The organism is Nocardioides sp. LMS-CY (assembly GCF_018732145.1).
Taxonomy (GTDB): domain Bacteria; phylum Actinomycetota; class Actinomycetes; order Propionibacteriales; family Nocardioidaceae; genus Nocardioides; species Nocardioides soli.
Genome location: NZ_CP076104.1, coordinates 3,512,589 through 3,528,997 on the forward strand (window position 1 = coordinate 3,512,589; position 16,409 = coordinate 3,528,997).

The 16,409-nt window shown below is 72.1% G+C and carries 14 protein-coding genes and 1 tRNA gene; 7 read left to right on the forward strand and 8 right to left on the reverse strand.

The window, feature by feature from the left end:
* Positions 1-36: 36 nt before the first annotated feature.
* Together KM427_RS16780 and KM427_RS16785 are read right to left on the reverse strand one after the other, a co-directional pair.
* Positions 37-1,314 carry a hypothetical protein gene (locus tag KM427_RS16780; RefSeq protein ID WP_215524646.1) on the reverse strand — a complete coding sequence of 426 codons (1,278 nt, stop codon included), beginning with the start codon at positions 1,312-1,314 and terminating at the stop codon, positions 37-39.
* Positions 1,311-2,369, reverse strand: coding sequence for a glycosyltransferase family 4 protein (locus tag KM427_RS16785; RefSeq protein WP_215524647.1), 1,059 nt, complete (start codon positions 2,367-2,369; stop codon positions 1,311-1,313). The genes KM427_RS16780 and KM427_RS16785 overlap by 4 nt, the downstream gene beginning before the upstream one ends.
* 182 nt (positions 2,370-2,551) lie before the next feature.
* On the opposite strand from KM427_RS16785, the gene KM427_RS16790 reads away from it, so the two are divergent.
* From KM427_RS16790 to KM427_RS16800, 3 genes are read left to right on the forward strand one after another with little or no spacing between them, the layout of a single operon-like run.
* Positions 2,552-3,559 carry a GDP-mannose 4,6-dehydratase gene (locus KM427_RS16790; protein WP_252274588.1) on the forward strand — a complete coding sequence of 336 codons (1,008 nt, stop codon included), beginning with the start codon at positions 2,552-2,554 and terminating at the stop codon, positions 3,557-3,559.
* On the forward strand, positions 3,556-4,371 hold the full coding sequence (locus KM427_RS16795) for a glycosyltransferase (protein ID WP_215524649.1): 816 nt from the start codon (positions 3,556-3,558) through the stop codon (positions 4,369-4,371). The genes KM427_RS16790 and KM427_RS16795 overlap by 4 nt, the downstream gene beginning before the upstream one ends.
* A complete protein-coding gene (locus KM427_RS16800; RefSeq protein ID WP_215524650.1) occupies positions 4,368-5,165 on the forward strand; it encodes a class I SAM-dependent methyltransferase in 798 nt (265 codons plus the stop codon). The genes KM427_RS16795 and KM427_RS16800 overlap by 4 nt, the downstream gene beginning before the upstream one ends.
* A gap of 43 nt (positions 5,166-5,208) precedes the next feature.
* Here the strand turns inward: KM427_RS16800 and KM427_RS16805 are convergent, their stop codons facing one another.
* From KM427_RS16805 to KM427_RS16825, 5 genes are all read right to left on the reverse strand, one after another.
* Positions 5,209-5,598 carry a phage holin family protein gene (locus KM427_RS16805; RefSeq protein ID WP_183593993.1) on the reverse strand — a complete coding sequence of 130 codons (390 nt, stop codon included), beginning with the start codon at positions 5,596-5,598 and terminating at the stop codon, positions 5,209-5,211.
* A 255-nt stretch (positions 5,599-5,853) separates the two neighbouring features.
* Positions 5,854-5,925: transfer RNA gene (locus KM427_RS16810), tRNA-Val, on the reverse strand.
* Between the two features lie 180 nt (positions 5,926-6,105).
* Positions 6,106-6,570 (reverse strand): peroxiredoxin, encoded by a 465-nt coding sequence (locus KM427_RS16815; protein ID WP_183593992.1) that lies wholly within the window; start codon positions 6,568-6,570, stop codon positions 6,106-6,108.
* A gap of 47 nt (positions 6,571-6,617) precedes the next feature.
* Positions 6,618-8,231, reverse strand: a complete 1,614-nt coding sequence (locus tag KM427_RS16820; protein WP_215524651.1) for an AMP-binding protein — start codon at positions 8,229-8,231, stop codon at positions 6,618-6,620.
* Positions 8,232-8,244: 13 nt separating this feature from the next.
* Positions 8,245-8,604: a DUF3052 domain-containing protein gene (locus tag KM427_RS16825; protein WP_246391221.1), complete on the reverse strand. Its 360-nt coding sequence runs from the start codon at positions 8,602-8,604 to the stop codon at positions 8,245-8,247.
* Between the two features lie 250 nt (positions 8,605-8,854).
* On the opposite strand from KM427_RS16825, the gene aceE reads away from it, so the two are divergent.
* On the forward strand, positions 8,855-11,656 hold the full coding sequence (aceE, locus tag KM427_RS16830) for a pyruvate dehydrogenase (acetyl-transferring), homodimeric type (protein ID WP_425490189.1): 2,802 nt from the start codon (positions 8,855-8,857) through the stop codon (positions 11,654-11,656).
* A 105-nt stretch (positions 11,657-11,761) separates the two neighbouring features.
* On the opposite strand, the gene KM427_RS16835 is transcribed toward aceE, so the two are convergent.
* Positions 11,762-12,700, reverse strand: coding sequence for an alpha/beta fold hydrolase (locus KM427_RS16835; protein ID WP_252274590.1), 939 nt, complete (start codon positions 12,698-12,700; stop codon positions 11,762-11,764).
* A 139-nt stretch (positions 12,701-12,839) separates the two neighbouring features.
* On the opposite strand from KM427_RS16835, the gene KM427_RS16840 reads away from it, so the two are divergent.
* From KM427_RS16840 to KM427_RS16850, 3 genes are all read left to right on the forward strand, one after another.
* A complete protein-coding gene (locus KM427_RS16840) occupies positions 12,840-14,030 on the forward strand; it encodes a PucR family transcriptional regulator (RefSeq protein WP_183593989.1) in 1,191 nt (396 codons plus the stop codon).
* Between the two features lie 118 nt (positions 14,031-14,148).
* Positions 14,149-15,333 (forward strand): acyltransferase domain-containing protein, encoded by a 1,185-nt coding sequence (locus KM427_RS16845; RefSeq protein ID WP_215524652.1) that lies wholly within the window; start codon positions 14,149-14,151, stop codon positions 15,331-15,333.
* Entirely contained in the window at positions 15,333-16,343 is a 1,011-nt protein-coding gene (locus KM427_RS16850) for a beta-ketoacyl-ACP synthase III (RefSeq protein WP_183593987.1), read from the forward strand. The genes KM427_RS16845 and KM427_RS16850 overlap by 1 nt, the downstream gene beginning before the upstream one ends.
* Positions 16,344-16,409: the final 66 nt, after the last annotated feature.

Here is a 16,409-nt window from a genome sequence, read left to right on the forward strand (position 1 = left end):
GCTCGGGACCTCATGGCACCGGGTCCCTCAGGGCCGTCAGCGGGCCGTCCGCGGGCCCTGCCGCACGCCGATCATGTGCACCAGCGCACCGGCGACCGGTCCTGCCGCGAGGGCCCAGGCCGTCCGCGTGCCCACCGGCATGTCGGTGGCGAGCAGCACGGTCGCCACCGCTGCCGCCACGACCCAGCCGACGGCGAACAGTGCATGGCGCTCGAGCGCGAGGGCCGCGACCCCGGTCACGCTCAACATCGCGAGCGTCCCGGCCCCGATCACCAGCGCTCCGACCAGCCAGCCCTCGATCGTGTAGTCGGCGCCGTACAGGATCGTCAGGGCCCAGGGTCCCAGCAGCGCGCCCACGACGAAGCCGACCACGGTGACGCTCGCGACCAGCGCCAGGATCGCCCCCAGCGGGCGCAGAACGTGTCGGCCGGCGGCCACGAAGCGCGTGAGGATCACCGTCTGGAACGCGTTGAGCGGCAGCAGCAGGGGGGCTCGGGTCGCGACCACCGTGGCGATCACGGCACCCGCCTCCGGCGGGAGCGGACCGTGCGCCGTCACGCTCAGCAGCACGGGATAGCCCGAGAGCAGGATGGCTGCCGCTGCGGTCGCCACCATGGCCTGACAGCTCGACCGGGCCAGGGCGCGCAGTCGGCGGTCCAGCGGCAGGCGGAGCGTGTCGCGCGGCCCGGACCACACCATCAGGAGGAGCCAGGTGAGTCCCGCAGCGGCCAGTCCGAAGGACAGCCCGGCCAGCCCGGCTCCGGCGACCAGGAGCACCAGGAGGACGACGAACCTCAGGGTGCCCTCGACCGTCATGGAGACGCCCAGCCAACCCCAGTGACGCGCCCCGGCCAGGGCCCCGTTGACGGCGTTGAACAACGCGTAGAGCAGCCACGCGACCGCGACCGCCATCACGATCGGCACCCAGTCGTCGCCGAACACCCGCGCGCCGTAGAGCCCGGAGAACGCGATCAGGACCGCAGCACCGCCGGCGCCCAGCAACAGCCCGAGGAGGAGCACGGGCGAGCGCCAGACCGGCACCGTGGAGCGGGAGCCACCCGGCGCGCCACCTGCCGAGGCCACGCTCCGGGTCACCTCCTGCTGCAGGCCGAAGAGCACGCCGACCTGGAAGAAGACCGCTCCCCACACGACCATGAAGCCGGCGTAGGACGCCGGGCCGAGCGACCGGAACGCGAGCGCCTGGATGGCCCAGGTCAGCACCGCGGAGACCAGGGCGCCCGCCGCGATCGGCCAGGTGCGCGGGCGCCGCTCCGGCGCCCGCGTCGGGGGCTCGGTCTCGGACCTGCCCGTCACCGGCGTGCTGCTTCACCGAGGCGGAGGTAGACCTCGCGGTGCACCTCGGCGCACGCGGCCCAGGTGAACCTCCGGCAGCGCTCCAGGCCGAGCACGGCGAGCTCCCGCCCGCGCGCCCCGGCCGCCAGCACGGCACGCGCGATGTCGCGCACGTCGTCGGGGTCGAACAGCACCGCCGCGTCGCCGCAGATCTCGGGCAGGGAGCCGGCCGAGGCCGCGGCGACCGGACATCCGGACGCCATCGCCTCGAGCGGCGGCAGCCCGAAGCCTTCGTACCGGCTCGGAAACACCAGGCAGGACGCACGCTGGTAGAGGGAGAGCAGCTCCTCCCGTGACACGAGGCCGCGGCGGTCCACCCATTCCGGCAGGTCGCCGAGGTCGTCGAGCCCGCCACCGGTCAGCACCAACCGCAGGTCGGGTCGCTTCTCGCGGACCAGGGCCATCGCCTCGATCAGGGCGCGGTGGTTCTTGTGCGGCCAGCCGCGCGCCGGGTACAGGACGAAGTCCTCGCGGTCGCCGACGACCGGCTCGAAGTGCTCGGTGTCGACACCGAGGTGGGCGACGTGGACCCGGTCGGGATCGATGCCGAGGTGACGCACGATCTGCTGCTTGGAGAACTCGCTGATCGTGAGGACCGCGGCGGCGCGGCGGGCCGGTCGATCGTAGGTGATCGTCCGGTAGGCGAGCTCGGCGCGCGAGAACAGCTCGGCCAGGTCGTGGTGCTGGACGTCGAGCAGCGTGACGGCCCACGGCACTCCGCGTGGCGCGGGCGGTGCCGGAACGCTGAGCGGGTAGTGGACGACCTCCGCAGCCTGGAGCCCGGTGCGCAGCTCGCGGCTGCACCGGGCGGCGAGCTGGCTGAGCAGTCGGTCCCGCACGCTCTCCCCGCCCCGCACCCGGGTGATCACCCGCTCCGGAACCCCCTCGGAGAACCCGGCCGCCAGTCGGGCGACGTAGGCGGTGACGTCGATCCCGTCGGCGACGGCCAGCTCCCGCGTCAGCTCGCGGGCGTAGGTCTCGCTGCCGCCCATCCCTCCCCGGACCAGATTCAGCATCGGGAGCCCCACGCTGACGGGCCTCTGCGAAGCAGCTGCAGACATCATGCGCGTGGGTTCGTCTCTGTCTCGATTCGCGGGAATCACACATGGTAGTGGCGGGCCGCCGTCCGAGGAGCCGTGCCCTAGCCTTGTGCACCGTGCCCCGGGTGGGCGCGCGCCCACAGACGACGAGGAGCCATGTGACTGATCACGACAGCCGGTACCGGGCACTGCTGACGGGAGTGACCGGCCAGGACGGGTGGTACCTCGCACGGCGGCTCCTCGCCGAAGGACAAGAGGTGCACGGCATCGTCCGCGACGCGGCCGTGATCGACGCCATCGCGGCCGAGCTTCCGGGTCTCCAGGTGCACCTCGCCGACCTTCGCGACCACGACAGCCTGCTGCGCGCGCTCGAGGCGGCGGCGCCTGATCGGATCTTCAACCTGGCCGGCTCCACGTCCGTCGCACGCTCCTGGGAGGAGCCGGTCGAGACCGCGGACACGATCGGGATCGGCGCGGTCCGTCTGCTGGCCGCCGCGTGGGAGCGTCAGGAGCGCACGGGGAGCGAGATCCGCTTCCTCCAGGCCTCCAGCGCCGAGGTCTTCGGCGATCCGGCGACGGCTCCCCAGAGCGAGGCCACCCTGCGCAACCCGGTCACGCCGTACGGCGCGGCGAAGGACTTCGCCCATACGATGGTGCAGGTCTATCGGCACCGGGGCCTGTACGCGACCGCGGCGATCCTCTACAACCACGAGTCGCCACGCCGGCCGCCGACGTTCGTCGCGCGCAAGATCACCGCCGCCGTCGCGGCCATCGCGCGGGGGCGAGCCGACCACCTCTCGCTCGGCAACATGGACGTGCTCCGCGACTGGGGCTACGCCCCCGACTACGTCGCCGCCATGATCCGCATCCTCGACGCTCCGTCGCCCCGGGACTACGTCGTGGCCACCGGCAACGCGCACAGCGTGCGCGACTTCGTGCGCGAGGCGTTCGCCGTCGTCGGCATCGACGACTGGGAGTCGTACGTGTCGGTCGACCCCGGCCTCTACCGGCCCGCCGACCCGCGGGCGCTCGTCGGCGACTCCACCCGGCTCCGCGAACTGGGCTGGGAGCCGACCGTGAGCTTCTCCGAGCTCGTGCGAACCATGGTGCAGGCCGACCTGGACGAACTGGACCGGGCCGCGACCGAGGGCGAGGTGCGCGCATGAGCGCCGGGCGGCCCTCGGTCCTGGTGGTGATGCCGACGCTCGGAGAGCGCCCGGACACGCTGACCGACGCCATGCGGAGCGCGCTCGACCAGGAAGGGGTCGATGTCCGGCTCGTCCTCGTCGTCCCCACCGGGGCGTCCGACGCCCGAGAGTCCGCGCGCGAGCTCGGTGTCGATGTCATCGACGACCCGCGGCGCGGGCTCACAGCCGCCGTCAACGCCGGCATCGCGGCGCGTCTCGATGAGGACTACTACGCCTGGCTCAACGACGACGACCTGCTGATGCCCGGGGCCCTGACCCACCTGGCCGGCCTGCTCGGCGCCGACCCCGCGGCGGTCGTCGCCTTCGGCGCATGTGACTACATCGACCCGCAGGGGCGATCGATCGCCGTCAGCCGCGCCGGCGACTGGGCCACCCGAGTCCTCGGGTGGGGTCCGAACCTGGTCCCGGCGCCGTCGTCACTCGTCCGGTTGAACGCGCTCGACGCCGTCGGCAGCTACGACGAGTCCCTCAAGTACGCCATGGACCTCGACATCTTCCTGCGCCTGCGCCGGCGCGGACGGTTCGTCTCGACGCCACGGATCACCTCCTGCTTCCGCTGGCACCCGGACTCCATCACCGTGTCCAACCGTCGTGCCTCCGGAGCCGAGTCCGAGGCCATCAAGCACCGCTACCTGCGCCCCTGGGTCCGGCCCCTGGCCCCCCTGTGGGACGTGCCGGTGCGGATCGCCAGCAGGTCGGCCGCCAAGCGGCTGAATGCGCGCGCACAGGCGCTGACCGTGCAGTCCCCGACCCCCAAGGAGCCGACGTGACCGCAGCGTGCCGAGTCTGCCCGCCGACGACCACCACCGCGCCGTTCGCGCAGGGCACGGTCCTCGGAGACGTGCCCGTCGAGTATGTCCGGTGCCCGCGTTGCGGCATGGTGATGGCCGCCGACCCGAGCTGGCTCGACCGCGCCTACAGCGCGCCGATCGCGCGGCTGGACGTCGGGCTGCTCGACCGCTGCTTCATCCTGGCCAACGCCACGGCCGCGATCCTGCGGGCCGAGAAGGGCCGTGGAGGACGGTTCCTCGACTGGGCCGGCGGGTACGGCACGCTCACCCGCCTGATGCGCGACCGCGGGTTCCACTTCAGTCACTTCGACCCGATGGCGGAGAACGTGTTCGCGCCGGAGCACGAGGCCGCCGGTCTCGACGCGACCCGCTACGACCTGATCACCGGCTACGAGGTCCTGGAGCACCTCGTCGACCCGGTGGAGTCGCTCGCCCCGCTCGCGGCGGCCACGGACCGGCTCCTGATGTCGACCCAGCTCCTCCCGGCGCCGGCGCCGCAGCCCGACGAATGGGCCTACTACTCGCCGGAGACCGGCCAGCACGTCACGTTCTTCACGACCGAGGCGCTCCACCGACTCGCCGACCGGCTGGGCTTCGACGGCGTCGTCGTCGGCGACTTCCTCCACCTCTTCTACCGCGGTGACGTCCGCTGGGCCGTCCGGCGGCTCGTGCGGAGCTCCAAGCTGGCCTACCTGGCCGGGCTCACGCTCAGCGTCCCCGACCGTCGGCACTCGCTCCTCCAGAGCGACGTCGACGCCATCAAGACCGCGTGATCGGGACGGCGTAGACGGGGCGCTCCTGTCGGAGACCCCGGCGTCAGGCGCGCTTCTCCTCGGCCTTCTTCTTGATGATCACGAACGGCAGGATCAGCACGCCGATCAGGGAGACGATCCAGACGATCACCGTCGCCTCGATCCAGGTCAGCGCCCCGCCGGAGATGGACAGCCCGTCGGAGACGGCGGCGGTGATGATCAGGCCGACCAGCGTGGCGACCAGGGCGACGCCGCCGCGCAGGGCGGGCGCCTTGCTGAGGGCCATCTGGGTGAGGAACGGCTGGGCGACCGCGTAGACGACCGTGAAGATCACGACGGCGATGACGAACGCCGTGCCGCTCACCTCGACGTCGTCGAGCACCCAGTTCGCGACGAGCAGACCCAGCGCGTTGGACAGCAGCTGGATCAGGAAGCCGAGCAGCAACCGGATCATGGGTGCAACCTACTACCGACCAGCCCCGGCGGCCGGTCTTTGAGACGGGTGGGCTTCCTCGCGCCTCGGCCGACCGCGCCCGTGCACGGCCGGTGGGTGAGCATCGGGCGCTGGTCGCACCCGGCGCCGCAGGTTCATCAAGGGATGAAGGTCACCACCCGCACCAAGGCGAGCGCGGCACGGGATGCGCGACTCCGGCTTCAGCCCGTGATGAAACGACGCACCCGAGGCACACCTGTGAGTGAGCCTCGGGAGTGGGCGCAGAGGGGATCGAACCCCCGACCACCTCCTTGTAAGGGAGGTGCTCTACCGCTGAGCTATACGCCCGTCGCGCCGGTCGCGCATCGGCGCCGGAGCGGGCACAGACTACGCATGAACCGGCTCCGAAATGAAGTTGAACCGCAGGCGTCTCGGGTCACCTGCGGTTCAACGGCTCAGAGACTAGGACGCCCGGGCAGGAGTTGTCTCCCCTTCGACCGGAATTCGAGACACCGGACGCCGACCGGTCTAGACCGCCGCGACGAGCTGGCGCAGATGCTCGTCGAGATCGCGGCCCTCGGGCATCGCGTTGTGCACCGCCCAGCGCAGCAGACCCTGCTTGTCGACGACGTACGACGAGCGTCTCGGGCAGCCCTTGGCCTCGTCGAAGACCTCGTAGGCCCGGGCGACCTCGCCGTGCGGCCAGAAGTCGGAGAGCAGCGGGAAGTTGAGCCCGTCCTGGTCGGCGAACGCGCGCAGCGAGTAGATCGGGTCGCACGAGATCGCCAGCACCTCGGTCTCGAACGTCAGGAACTCCGCGAGCCGGTCGCGCACCCCCGCCATCTCGCCGGTGCAGACACCGGAGAAGGCGTAGGGGTAGAAGAGGATCGCGACCGCCTTCTTGTCGCGGTACGACGACAGCGAGACGTCCTGACCGAACTGGTCGCGCAGCATGAAGTCGGGGGCCGGAGCCCCGAGCTCGAGACCGAACATGCCGCCATCCTGTCACCCGCCGGCGACAGACCCTCAATCGCCGTCCGTCAGTCGCGGCCGAGGTCGCGCTTGAGCACCTTGCCGGTGACGTTGCGGGGCAGCTCGTCGATGAAGACGATCTCGCGGGGCACCTTGAAGCGGGCCAGGTTCGCCCGCACGTGGTCCAGCAGTTCGGCCTCACCGACCGGACCCGAGACCACGACGTACGCCCGCAGCCGGGTGCCGAAGTCGGGGTCGTCGACCCCGACCGCGGCGACCTCGACGACGGCCTCGTGCCGCGCCAGGCAGTCCTCGACCTCCTGGGGGAAGACGTTCTCCCCGCCGGAGACGATCATCTCGTCGTCGCGGCCCTCGACCCAGAGCCGGCCGTCGGCGTCGAGGCGGCCGACGTCGCCGGTCGACATCAGCCCGTCGACGACCTCCTTGCCGCCACCGCCGGTGTAGCCCTCGAAGAGCAGCCCGTTGCCGACGAAGATCCGGCCGGTCTCCCCCGGCGGCAGCTCGCGGCCCTCGGGGTCCAGGATGCGCACGACCGTGGCGTACGGCGGCCGGCCGGCCGCGGCCGGGGCCGCCCGCAGGTCGGCCGGCATCGCGATCGAGGCGTAGGCGACCTCGGTCGAGCCGTAGATGTTGTAGAGGTGGTCGCCGAAGCGGTCCATCCACCGCAGCGCCAGGTCGCCCGGGAGCGCCGAGCCCGACGAGGCGACGACCTGCACGCGCGCCAGGTCGTGGCCGGCCAGCTCCTCCTCGGGCAGCGCCAGGATCCGCTGCAGCATCACCGGGATCACCACCAGCGAGTCGCAGCGCTCGGCCTCCGCGACCGCGAGGCAGTCCGCCGGGTCGAACCCGCGGCGCAGCACCATCGTGGAGCCGAGCAGCATCGCCAGCGCGAAGTGCGCGAAGCCCCAGGTGTGGAAGAGCGGCGCCGCGATGTGGGTCCGCCAGCCGTAGCGCAGCGGCATCCGCGACAGCAGCGCGACCGCCGCGTCGACGCCGGCCTCGCTGCGCGGGGCGCCCTTCGGCGTACCGGTGGTGCCGGAGGTGAGGATCACGACGCGGCCATGACGACCGGCCGGCTCGAGATCGCCGTCGGGGTGGCTGCCGATGAGTCCCTCGAGCGTCGGGCCGTGGCCGGGGACCTCGGTCGGGCCGTCGGTCCAGGCGACCACCCGCTCGGCCACGTCGGCGGCGGCCAGGAGGCCGGCGAACTCCTCGTCGTGGACGACGACCCGCGGCCGCTCCCGCTCGATGACGTCGACCAGCTGCGGGCCGGCGAAGGCGGTGTTGAGGTACAGCAGGTCGGCACCGAGCTTCGCGGCAGCGATGCTGACGTCGACGAAGCCGCGGTGGTTGCGGCACATGACGGCGACGCCGTCGCCGCTGGAGACCCCCAGACCGGCGAGTGCCCGGGCCAGCGAGTTGGAGCGCCGACGCAGGTCGTCGTAGGTCAGCGAGCCGAGCTCGTCGACGACCGCGGTGCGGTGGGGGTCGAGCAGGGCGGCGGCGGTGAAGCCGCCGGCGGGGCCCACGCCCCACTCCTGGAGCGCCCGGGCCGCCCTCGCCAGCGCGACGGGGTGGTGCGGGCGGATGACGCCGGCCCGCCCGAGGACCCTCAGCGTGGTGCCGGCACCGGCCGCACCCGCGAGAGCCCTGCCGAGCACGGCCGGAGCCTGGTCAGGCCGGCGTCTTGGGTGCGACGAGCCGGGTTGCGGACCAGTCCTTGCTCACCGCGGCGGTCGTGGTCTGCGAGAGACCGGCGATCGGGGCCGCCTCGGCGATGTCGGCCGGGTCGACGGCGTTGGGCCGCCCCACCTTGGGGGTGAGCAGCCAGATCGCGCCGCCGCCGACGAGATCGGTCAGCGCGTCGACGAGGCCGTCGACCAGGTCGCCGTCCTCGTCACGCCACCACAGCAGCACCGCGTCGACGACGTTGCCGTAGTCGGCGTCCACGAGGTCGGCGTCGATCCGATCCTCGACGGCGATCCGGAGCTCGTCGTCGCTGTCGGTGTCCCACCCCAGCTCCTGGACCACCATGCCTGCCTTCAAACCGAGGCGTTCGGCAGGGCCCGGTGCAGGATCTGTCTGGGTGGACCCACCATCCGGGGTCGAGCTCAACGTCGCCTCCTTCGGCTGTGCCCCCGCGGCGGTCCCGCGGGGATTCGAGGTGGGGAGTAGTCCACCGGAGTTCACCCGAGGGCGCAACCCGTGTCCACAAGGAGCCGGCCACTGGTCCGGTACCCATGGGTAGATTTGGCGCGGTTCGAGCGCGTGCAACGATGAGCAGGTGACCGAAGACGTAGTACCCACTTCTGACCCCGGCACGGACACCAAGCGGAGCGGCACCACCCCGACCGTCATCCACGAAGGCCTGCCCACCCAGCTGCCCGACATCGACCCGGACGAGACCCACGACTGGCTCGACTCCTTCGACGCGCTCGTCGACGAGCGCGGCCGCGAGCGAGCGCGCTACGTCATGCTGCGCCTGCTCGAGCGGGCCCGAGAGGCGAACGTCGGCGTCCCGGCGTTGCGCAGCACCGACTACATCAACACGATCCCGCCGGAGCGGGAGCCGTGGTTCCCCGGTGACGAGGAGACCGAGCGCCGGATCCGGGCGTTCATCCGCTGGAACGCCGCCGTCATGGTGTCGTCGGCGAACCGCAAGGGCCTCGAGGTCGGCGGCCACATCGCGACGTACCAGTCGTCGGCGAGCCTCTACGAGGTCGGCTTCAACCACTTCTTCCGTGGCAAGGACCACCCCGGCGGCGGCGACCAGGTCTACATCCAGGGTCACGCCTCCCCCGGCATCTACTCCCGCGCCTTCCTCGAGGGCCGGCTGACCGAGGAGCAGCTCTACCGGTTCCGCCAGGAGGTCCAGCACGGGCCGCACGCGGGCCTCTCGTCGTACCCCCACCCCCGGCTGATGCCCGAGTTCTGGGAGTTCCCGACGGTCTCGATGGGTCTCACCGGGCTCAACTCCATCTACCAGGCGCGGTTCAACCGCTACCTGCACAACCGCGGCATCAAGGACACCGGCGACCAGCGCGTGTGGGCCTTCCTCGGCGACGGCGAGATGGCCGAGCCGGAGTCGCTGGGCGCGATCCGCCTCGCCGCCCGCGAGGAGCTCGACAACCTGGTCTGGGTCGTCAACTGCAACCTGCAGCAGCTCGACGGACCGGTCACCGGCAACGGCAAGATCATCCAGGAGCTCGAGGCCAACTTCCGCGGCGCCGGGTGGAACGTCATCAAGGTCGTGTGGGGCCGCGAGTGGGACGACCTGCTCGCGCGCGACGTCGACGGCGTGCTCGTCAACCGGATGAACACGACCCCCGACGGCGCGTTCCAGACCTACAGCGTCGAGGACGGCGCCTACGTCCGCGACCACTTCTTCGGTGCCGACCCGCGCCTGAAGAAGATGGTCGAGCACATGACCGACCAACAGATCGTGAAGCTGCCGCGCGGCGGCCACGACTACCGCAAGGTGTACGCCGCGTTCGACGCCGCCACCAAGCACGTCGGTCAGCCGACGGTGATCCTGGCCAAGACCATCAAGGGCTGGACGATCGACGCCCTCGAGGGCAAGAACGCCACGCACCAGATGAAGAAGCTGACCCAGGACGACCTGAAGAAGTTCCGGGACCGCCTCTACCTCCCGATCTCCGACCGCGACCTCGAGCGGGCCTACGACGAGACCGGCGCCGCGCCGTTCTTCCACCCGGGCATGGAGTCGCCGGAGATCCAGTACATGCTCGACCGGCGCAAGCAGCTCGGCGGCTCGCTGCCCAAGCGGGTGCTCCGGGCCAAGAACCTCACGCTGCCCGGCGACGAGGTCTACGCCGAGCTCAAGCAGGGCGGCGGCAAGCACTCGATCGCCACGACGATGGCCCTGGTCCGGCTGCTCAAGGAGTGGATGAAGGACCCGGAGATCGGCAAGCGCATCGTGCCGATCGCCCCCGACGAGTACCGCACCTTCGGCATGGACTCGATGTTCCCGAGCGCCAAGGTCTACAACCCGGGCGGGCAGCAGTACGAATCGGTCGACCGGAAGTTGTTGCTCTCCTACAAGGAGTCCGCCCAGGGCCAGATGCTCCACGAGGGCATCTCCGAGGCCGGCGGCATGGCGTCGGCGACCGCGGCCGGGTCGGCGTACTCCACGCACGGCGAGCACATGATCCCGTTCTTCATCTTCTACTCGATGTTCGGGTTCCAGCGCACCGGCGACTCCATCTGGGCGATGGCCGACCAGCTCGCCCGGGGCTTCCTGATCGGCGCGACGGCCGGCCGCACCACGCTGACCGGTGAGGGCCTGCAGCACGCCGACGGCCACTCGCCGCTGCTCGCGGCCAGCAACCCGGCGGTCGTGCACTACGACCCGGCGTTCGCCTACGAGATCAGCCACATCATGAAGTCCGGCCTCGAGCGCATGTACGGCGAGGACGCGGAGAACGTGATCTTCTACCTCACCGTCTACAACGAGCCGGTGGCGCAGCCGGCCGAGCCCGAGGGCGTCGACGTCGAGGGCATCCTCAAGGGCATCCACCACGTCGACGACGCGCCCCAGGGTTCGGCGGAGGGCCCCCGGGTCCAGCTGCTCGCCTCGGGCGTCGGCTTCCCGTGGGTCAAGGAGGCCCAGCGCCTGCTCCGCGAGGAGTGGGGCGTCCGCGCCGACACCTGGTCGGTGACCTCCTGGAACGAGCTGGCCCGCGACGGCGTCGCCGCCGAGGAGTGGAACCTGCTGCACCCGGGCGAGCAGCCCCGCACGGCGTACGTCGCCGACAAGCTGCGCGGTGCCGAGGGTCCCGTCATCGCGGTGTCCGACTACATGCGCGCGGTCCCGCTGCAGATCGCCCGCTGGGTGCCCGGCGACTACCGGGTGCTCGGTGCCGACGGCTTCGGCTTCGCCGACACCCGCCCGGCCGCCCGGCGGTTCTTCCACATCGACGCCCAGTCGGTCGTGGTCCAGGCGCTCCAGGCGCTCGCCGACGCCGGCCAGATCGACCGGGCGAAGGTCGAGGAGGCCTTCGCGAAGTACCGCATCGACGACCCCACCGCCGTCGCGGGGGTCAAGCAGGAGGGCGGCGACGCCTGACTTCTCGGGCCGTCCCTGCACTTCTCGGGCGTTGCATCGCCCGAGAAGTGCAGGGATACCCGGTGCACCGGGTATCCCTGCAACCGGGCGCCTCGCGGCGACCTCTCAGGCCGTGTCCTCGACCGGCTCGAGCGGTGCGGACGCGGCGCCGGACCTGAGCAGCGTCCGGAAGCGGGCACGGGAGTACGTCGCGGGCGCGGTCGACCGGACGAAGTCCTCGACGATCCGGCAGAACCGCTCCGGGTGGTCCTGGTGCGGGAAGTGTCCCGCGTCGGGGATCACCTCGACCCGGGCGTGGGGCGCCAGCGCGGCGACGGTCTCCGCGTGCCGCGCCGGGATCACCCGGTCGTCGCGGCCCCACACGACCCACATCGGCATCGCCTCGGTGAGGTAGGCGCGGTCGGCCATCGTGACGATCTGGCCCTTCCAGTCGACCACCGCGCGGGCGACGTGACGCGTGGCCCGCCGGGCGGCCGGGTCCTTGAAGGCGTCGAAGATCCGGGCGACCTCGTCGAAGTCGCGGGTCTGCCTGCCGCCGACGGCGGCGAGGGTGCGCAGCCCCGCGACGCCCAGGTGCCGCAGGCCGGGCAGGGTGAGGACGCCCATCAGCTCGTGGAAGCCGGGCGTGGTGATCGCGCGGATGCCGGGATGCACCTCGGCCCCGAGGCCGCCGGACGCCACGACCATCAGGCGCTCGGTGCGCTCGGGGAACTGGTAGGCGAACTGCATCGCCACGCCACCGCCGAAGCTGTGCCCGACGACGGTCACCTTGTCGACGCCGAGCACGGTAAGCAGGTCGCGCATGCCGTTGGCGTAGCCGCCCACGCTGTAGTCGGCGCGGGGCTTGTCGGACCGGCCGTGGCCGAGCAGGTCGGGCGCGATCACGGTGAACCGCCGGCTCAACCGCTCGATCACCGGCTCCCAGGTGGTGTGGTCGCAGGCCAGGCCGTGCAGGAGCAGCAGCGCCGGGCCTCGGCCCACCTTCACGAAGGCGCGCCGGTGACCGTGGATGGTCACGAACTGCACGTCGTACCCTCCGGTCACGAACGCCTCCCCATGTGTACGCCCGCCTGCTGCAAATGGTAGTGGTCGATTCAACCACGCACGCTCGCCGGCCCGACGGCCGATCCCCTGGAATCACCGGCGTTTTCCCGACCATCGGCGGGTGCAATAGCCTCGCCACGTGGCCACCCCTCCCGCCGCATCCCCCCATGAGCGAGCCGCCGAGGCGCTGCAGCGGGCCACCGGCGCCCTCGCCACGGCGGCGACGGCCCGGATGGACCAGGACATGGCCTGGTTCCGGTCGCTCAGCGCGGAGGACCGCTCGTGGGTGTCGATGATCGTGCAGGCCGGCATCCGGGGCTTCGTCGACTGGTACCGCCTGGCCGACGACCAACCCGCGCCGGCGGGCGGGGAGATGGTCGCCTCGGTCTTCGGCGCCGCGCCCCGCGCCCTCGCCGGGGTGATCAACCTGCAGCAGACCGTCGCGCTGGTGCGGCTCTCGATCGAGGTGGTCGAGGCGAACGTCGAGCAGCTGCTCGACCCCGAGGATGCCGCCGACGTCCGGGCCGCGGTGCTCCGCTACGCCCGCGAGATCGCCTTCGCGACCGCGGAGGTCTACGCCCGCGCGGCCGAGGTCCGCGGCGCGTGGGACGCCCGGCTCGAGGCACTGGTGGTCGACGCCGTGCTCCGCTCCGACCCGGACGAGACCCTGCTCTCCCGGGCTAGCGCGCTGGGCTGGGCCGGGCGCGGCGACGTCGCGGTGGTGCTCGGCAGCGTCAGCACGGAGCGGCGCGAGAGCGACACCTTCGACGACGTACGCCGGCTCGCCCGCGCGGCCGGGATGGACGCCCTCTGCGCCGTCCAGGGCGACCGCCTGGTCGTGGTGCTCGGCGGGGTGGCCGAGGCGCGGGCCGCGGCCGCGGTGGTCGCGGACCACTTCGGGCCCGGACCCGTCGTGGTCGGCCCGGTGGCCGACGGCCTCGGCAGCGCGCACGTCTCCGCCCGGGCGGCCCTGGCGGCCCACCGCGCCGCGCCCGGCTGGCCGGACGCCCCCCGGCCGGTGCGCAGCGCGGACCTGCTGCCCGAGCGCGCGCTGGCCGGCGACGGGCACGCGCGACGGCACCTGGTCGAGGAGATCTACCTCCCGATCACGCACGCCCGGGGCACCCTCATCGAGACGCTCTCGACGTACTTCCAGGAGGGCTCCTCGATCGAGGGCACCGGTCGGGCGCTCTTCGTGCACCCCAACACGGTGCGCTACCGGCTGCGTCAGGTGACGGAGCTCACCGGCTTCTCCCCCAGCGATCCACGCGAGGCGCTGACCCTGCAGATGGCACTGGTCCTGGGCCGGCTCTCGGGCCGCACGCCGTAGACCAGGCGCCTGGGTACCGGGATCCCGGAGTCTTTGTAGGAACCATACAAAGACTCGCGGATCGTTTTCGTGCGGGCCGTAGGCGAGGTCCGGGCCGTCCACGCGGCAGAGTGGACGCGTGCTCGTGATCGTCGCCCCCGGCCAAGGTGCTCAGACTCCCGGATTCCTCAAGCCGTGGCTGGAGGACCCGGTCTTCGCCTCCCGCTTCGACTGGCTGGCCACCGTGGCCGGCCTCGACCTCGCGCACTACGGCACCGAGGCGGACGCCGAGACCATCCGCGAGACCCAGATCGCCCAGCCCCTGCTGGTCGCGACCGGGCTGGTCGCCGCGCTGGAGCTGTTCCCCCACCCGGCCGACGCGTTCGACCAGATCGGCGCGGTCGCCGGCCACAGCGTCGGCGAGATCGCCGCGGCCGCCGGTGCCCGGGTGATCACCGCCGAGCAGGCGATGGTACTGGTCCGCGAGCGTGGCAAGGCGATGGCGCAGGCCGCCGCCACCACCCCGACCGGCATGACCGCGGTGCTCGGCGGCGACCGCGAGGAGGTCCTCGCGGTCATCGAGAAGCACGGCCTCACCGCCGCCAACGACAACGGCCCCGGCCAGATCGTCGCGGCCGGCACCATGGAACAGCTCGCGGCGTTCGCCGAGGAGCCTCCGGCCAAGGCCCGGCTGATGCCGCTGAGCGTCGCCGGCGCGTTCCACACCCACCACATGGAGCCCGCGGTCGGCCATCTCGCCGGGCTGGCCCGCTCGGTGTCCGTGCACGACCCGCGCACCCGCGTGATCTCCAACAGGGACGGCAAGGTCGTCCACGACGGCCGGGAGGTGCTGGCCCGGATCGTCGGCCAGATCGCCAGCCCGGTCCGCTGGGACCTGTGCCTGGAGGCCATGGACGACCTGGGGGTCACCGGCATCCTCGAGATGCCGCCGGCCGGCACGCTCACCGGCATCGCGAAGCGCGCGCTCAAGGGGGTCGAGACCTTCGCCCTCAAGACGCCCGACCAGCTCGACGACGCCCGCGCGTTCTGCGCCAAGCACGGCGAATCCTCCGGCCTCGGCATCAGCCCGACCTGGCGGATGGTCGTCTCCCCCGCCAAGGGCACCTTCCACATCGCCGCCGACTCCGCGGACGCCGAGGTGCTGTCGTCCGGTACGACGATCGGCGAGGTCGCCAGCCTCCGCGACCGCACCGTCGTGGCCGCGCCCCACGGGGGCCGCGTCGTCGAGTGGCTGGTCGAGGACGGCGACCTCGTCTCCCCCGGTCAGCCCCTGCTCCGCCTGCACCCCGAAGGAGGCCAGTGATGGCCGAGTCCATCGCTCTCGCCCAGGCCGAGGGCGCCCGCCACGCCGGGATCCTCGGCCTCGGGTCCTACCGGCCCAGCCGGGTGATCCCCAACGCCGAGGTCGTCGAGGCGATCGACTCCAGTGACGAGTGGATCCAGCAGCGCTCCGGCATCAAGCAGCGCCGGTGGGCCACCCCCGAGGAGACCGTGCAGTTCATGGCGGTGGCCGCGGCCCGCAAGGCCCTCGACGACGCCGGCGTCGACGCCCGGCAGATCGAGTGCGTGGTCGTCGCCACGGTGAGCCACATGTTCCAGACCCCGGCCATCGCCACGGCGATCGCCTACGAGCTCGGCACCGACAACGCCGCCGCCTTCGACATCTCGGCGGCATGCGCCGGCTTCTGCCACGGCGTGGGGATGGCCGCCGACTTCGTGCGCGCCGGCAGCGCCGGGCACGTGCTGGTGATCGGCGTCGAGCGGCTCTCCGACCTGACCGACGTCGGCGACCGCGGCACCGCCTTCATCTTCGCCGACGGCGCGGGCGCCGTCGTCGTCGGACCGAGCGAGACCCCGGGCATCGGCCCCGTGGTCTGGGGCTCGCAGGGCGAGCACTTCGACCACATCCGTCAGCGCGAGGACTGGCGCGACGTCGTCGCCAGCGACAACCCCGTCATGCCGCACCTGGTCATGCAGGGCAACCCGGTGTTCCGCTGGGCGTCGTACTCGATGGCCAAGATCGGCCAGGAGGCGCTCGACCGGGCCGGCATCACCGCCGACCAGCTCGACGTCTTCGTGCCCCACCAGGCGAACATGCGCATCACCGACGCCATGGCGCGCGCGATGAAGCTGCCCGACCGGGTCAAGATCGCCCGCGACATCGCCGAGCAGGGCAACACCTCGGCCGCGTCCGTGCCGCTCGCGCTCGACCGGATGATCCAGGAGGGCGAGGCGCGCAGCGGCGACCTCGCGCTGCTGATCGCGTTCGGCGCCGGCCTCGCGTACGCCGCGCAGGTGGTCCGGGTCCCCTGACCCGCCCCGGGCTCGGCACCGCACCCGACCCAGCGCCCTTCCGAAGTTTCCGCACCACCCAACCAA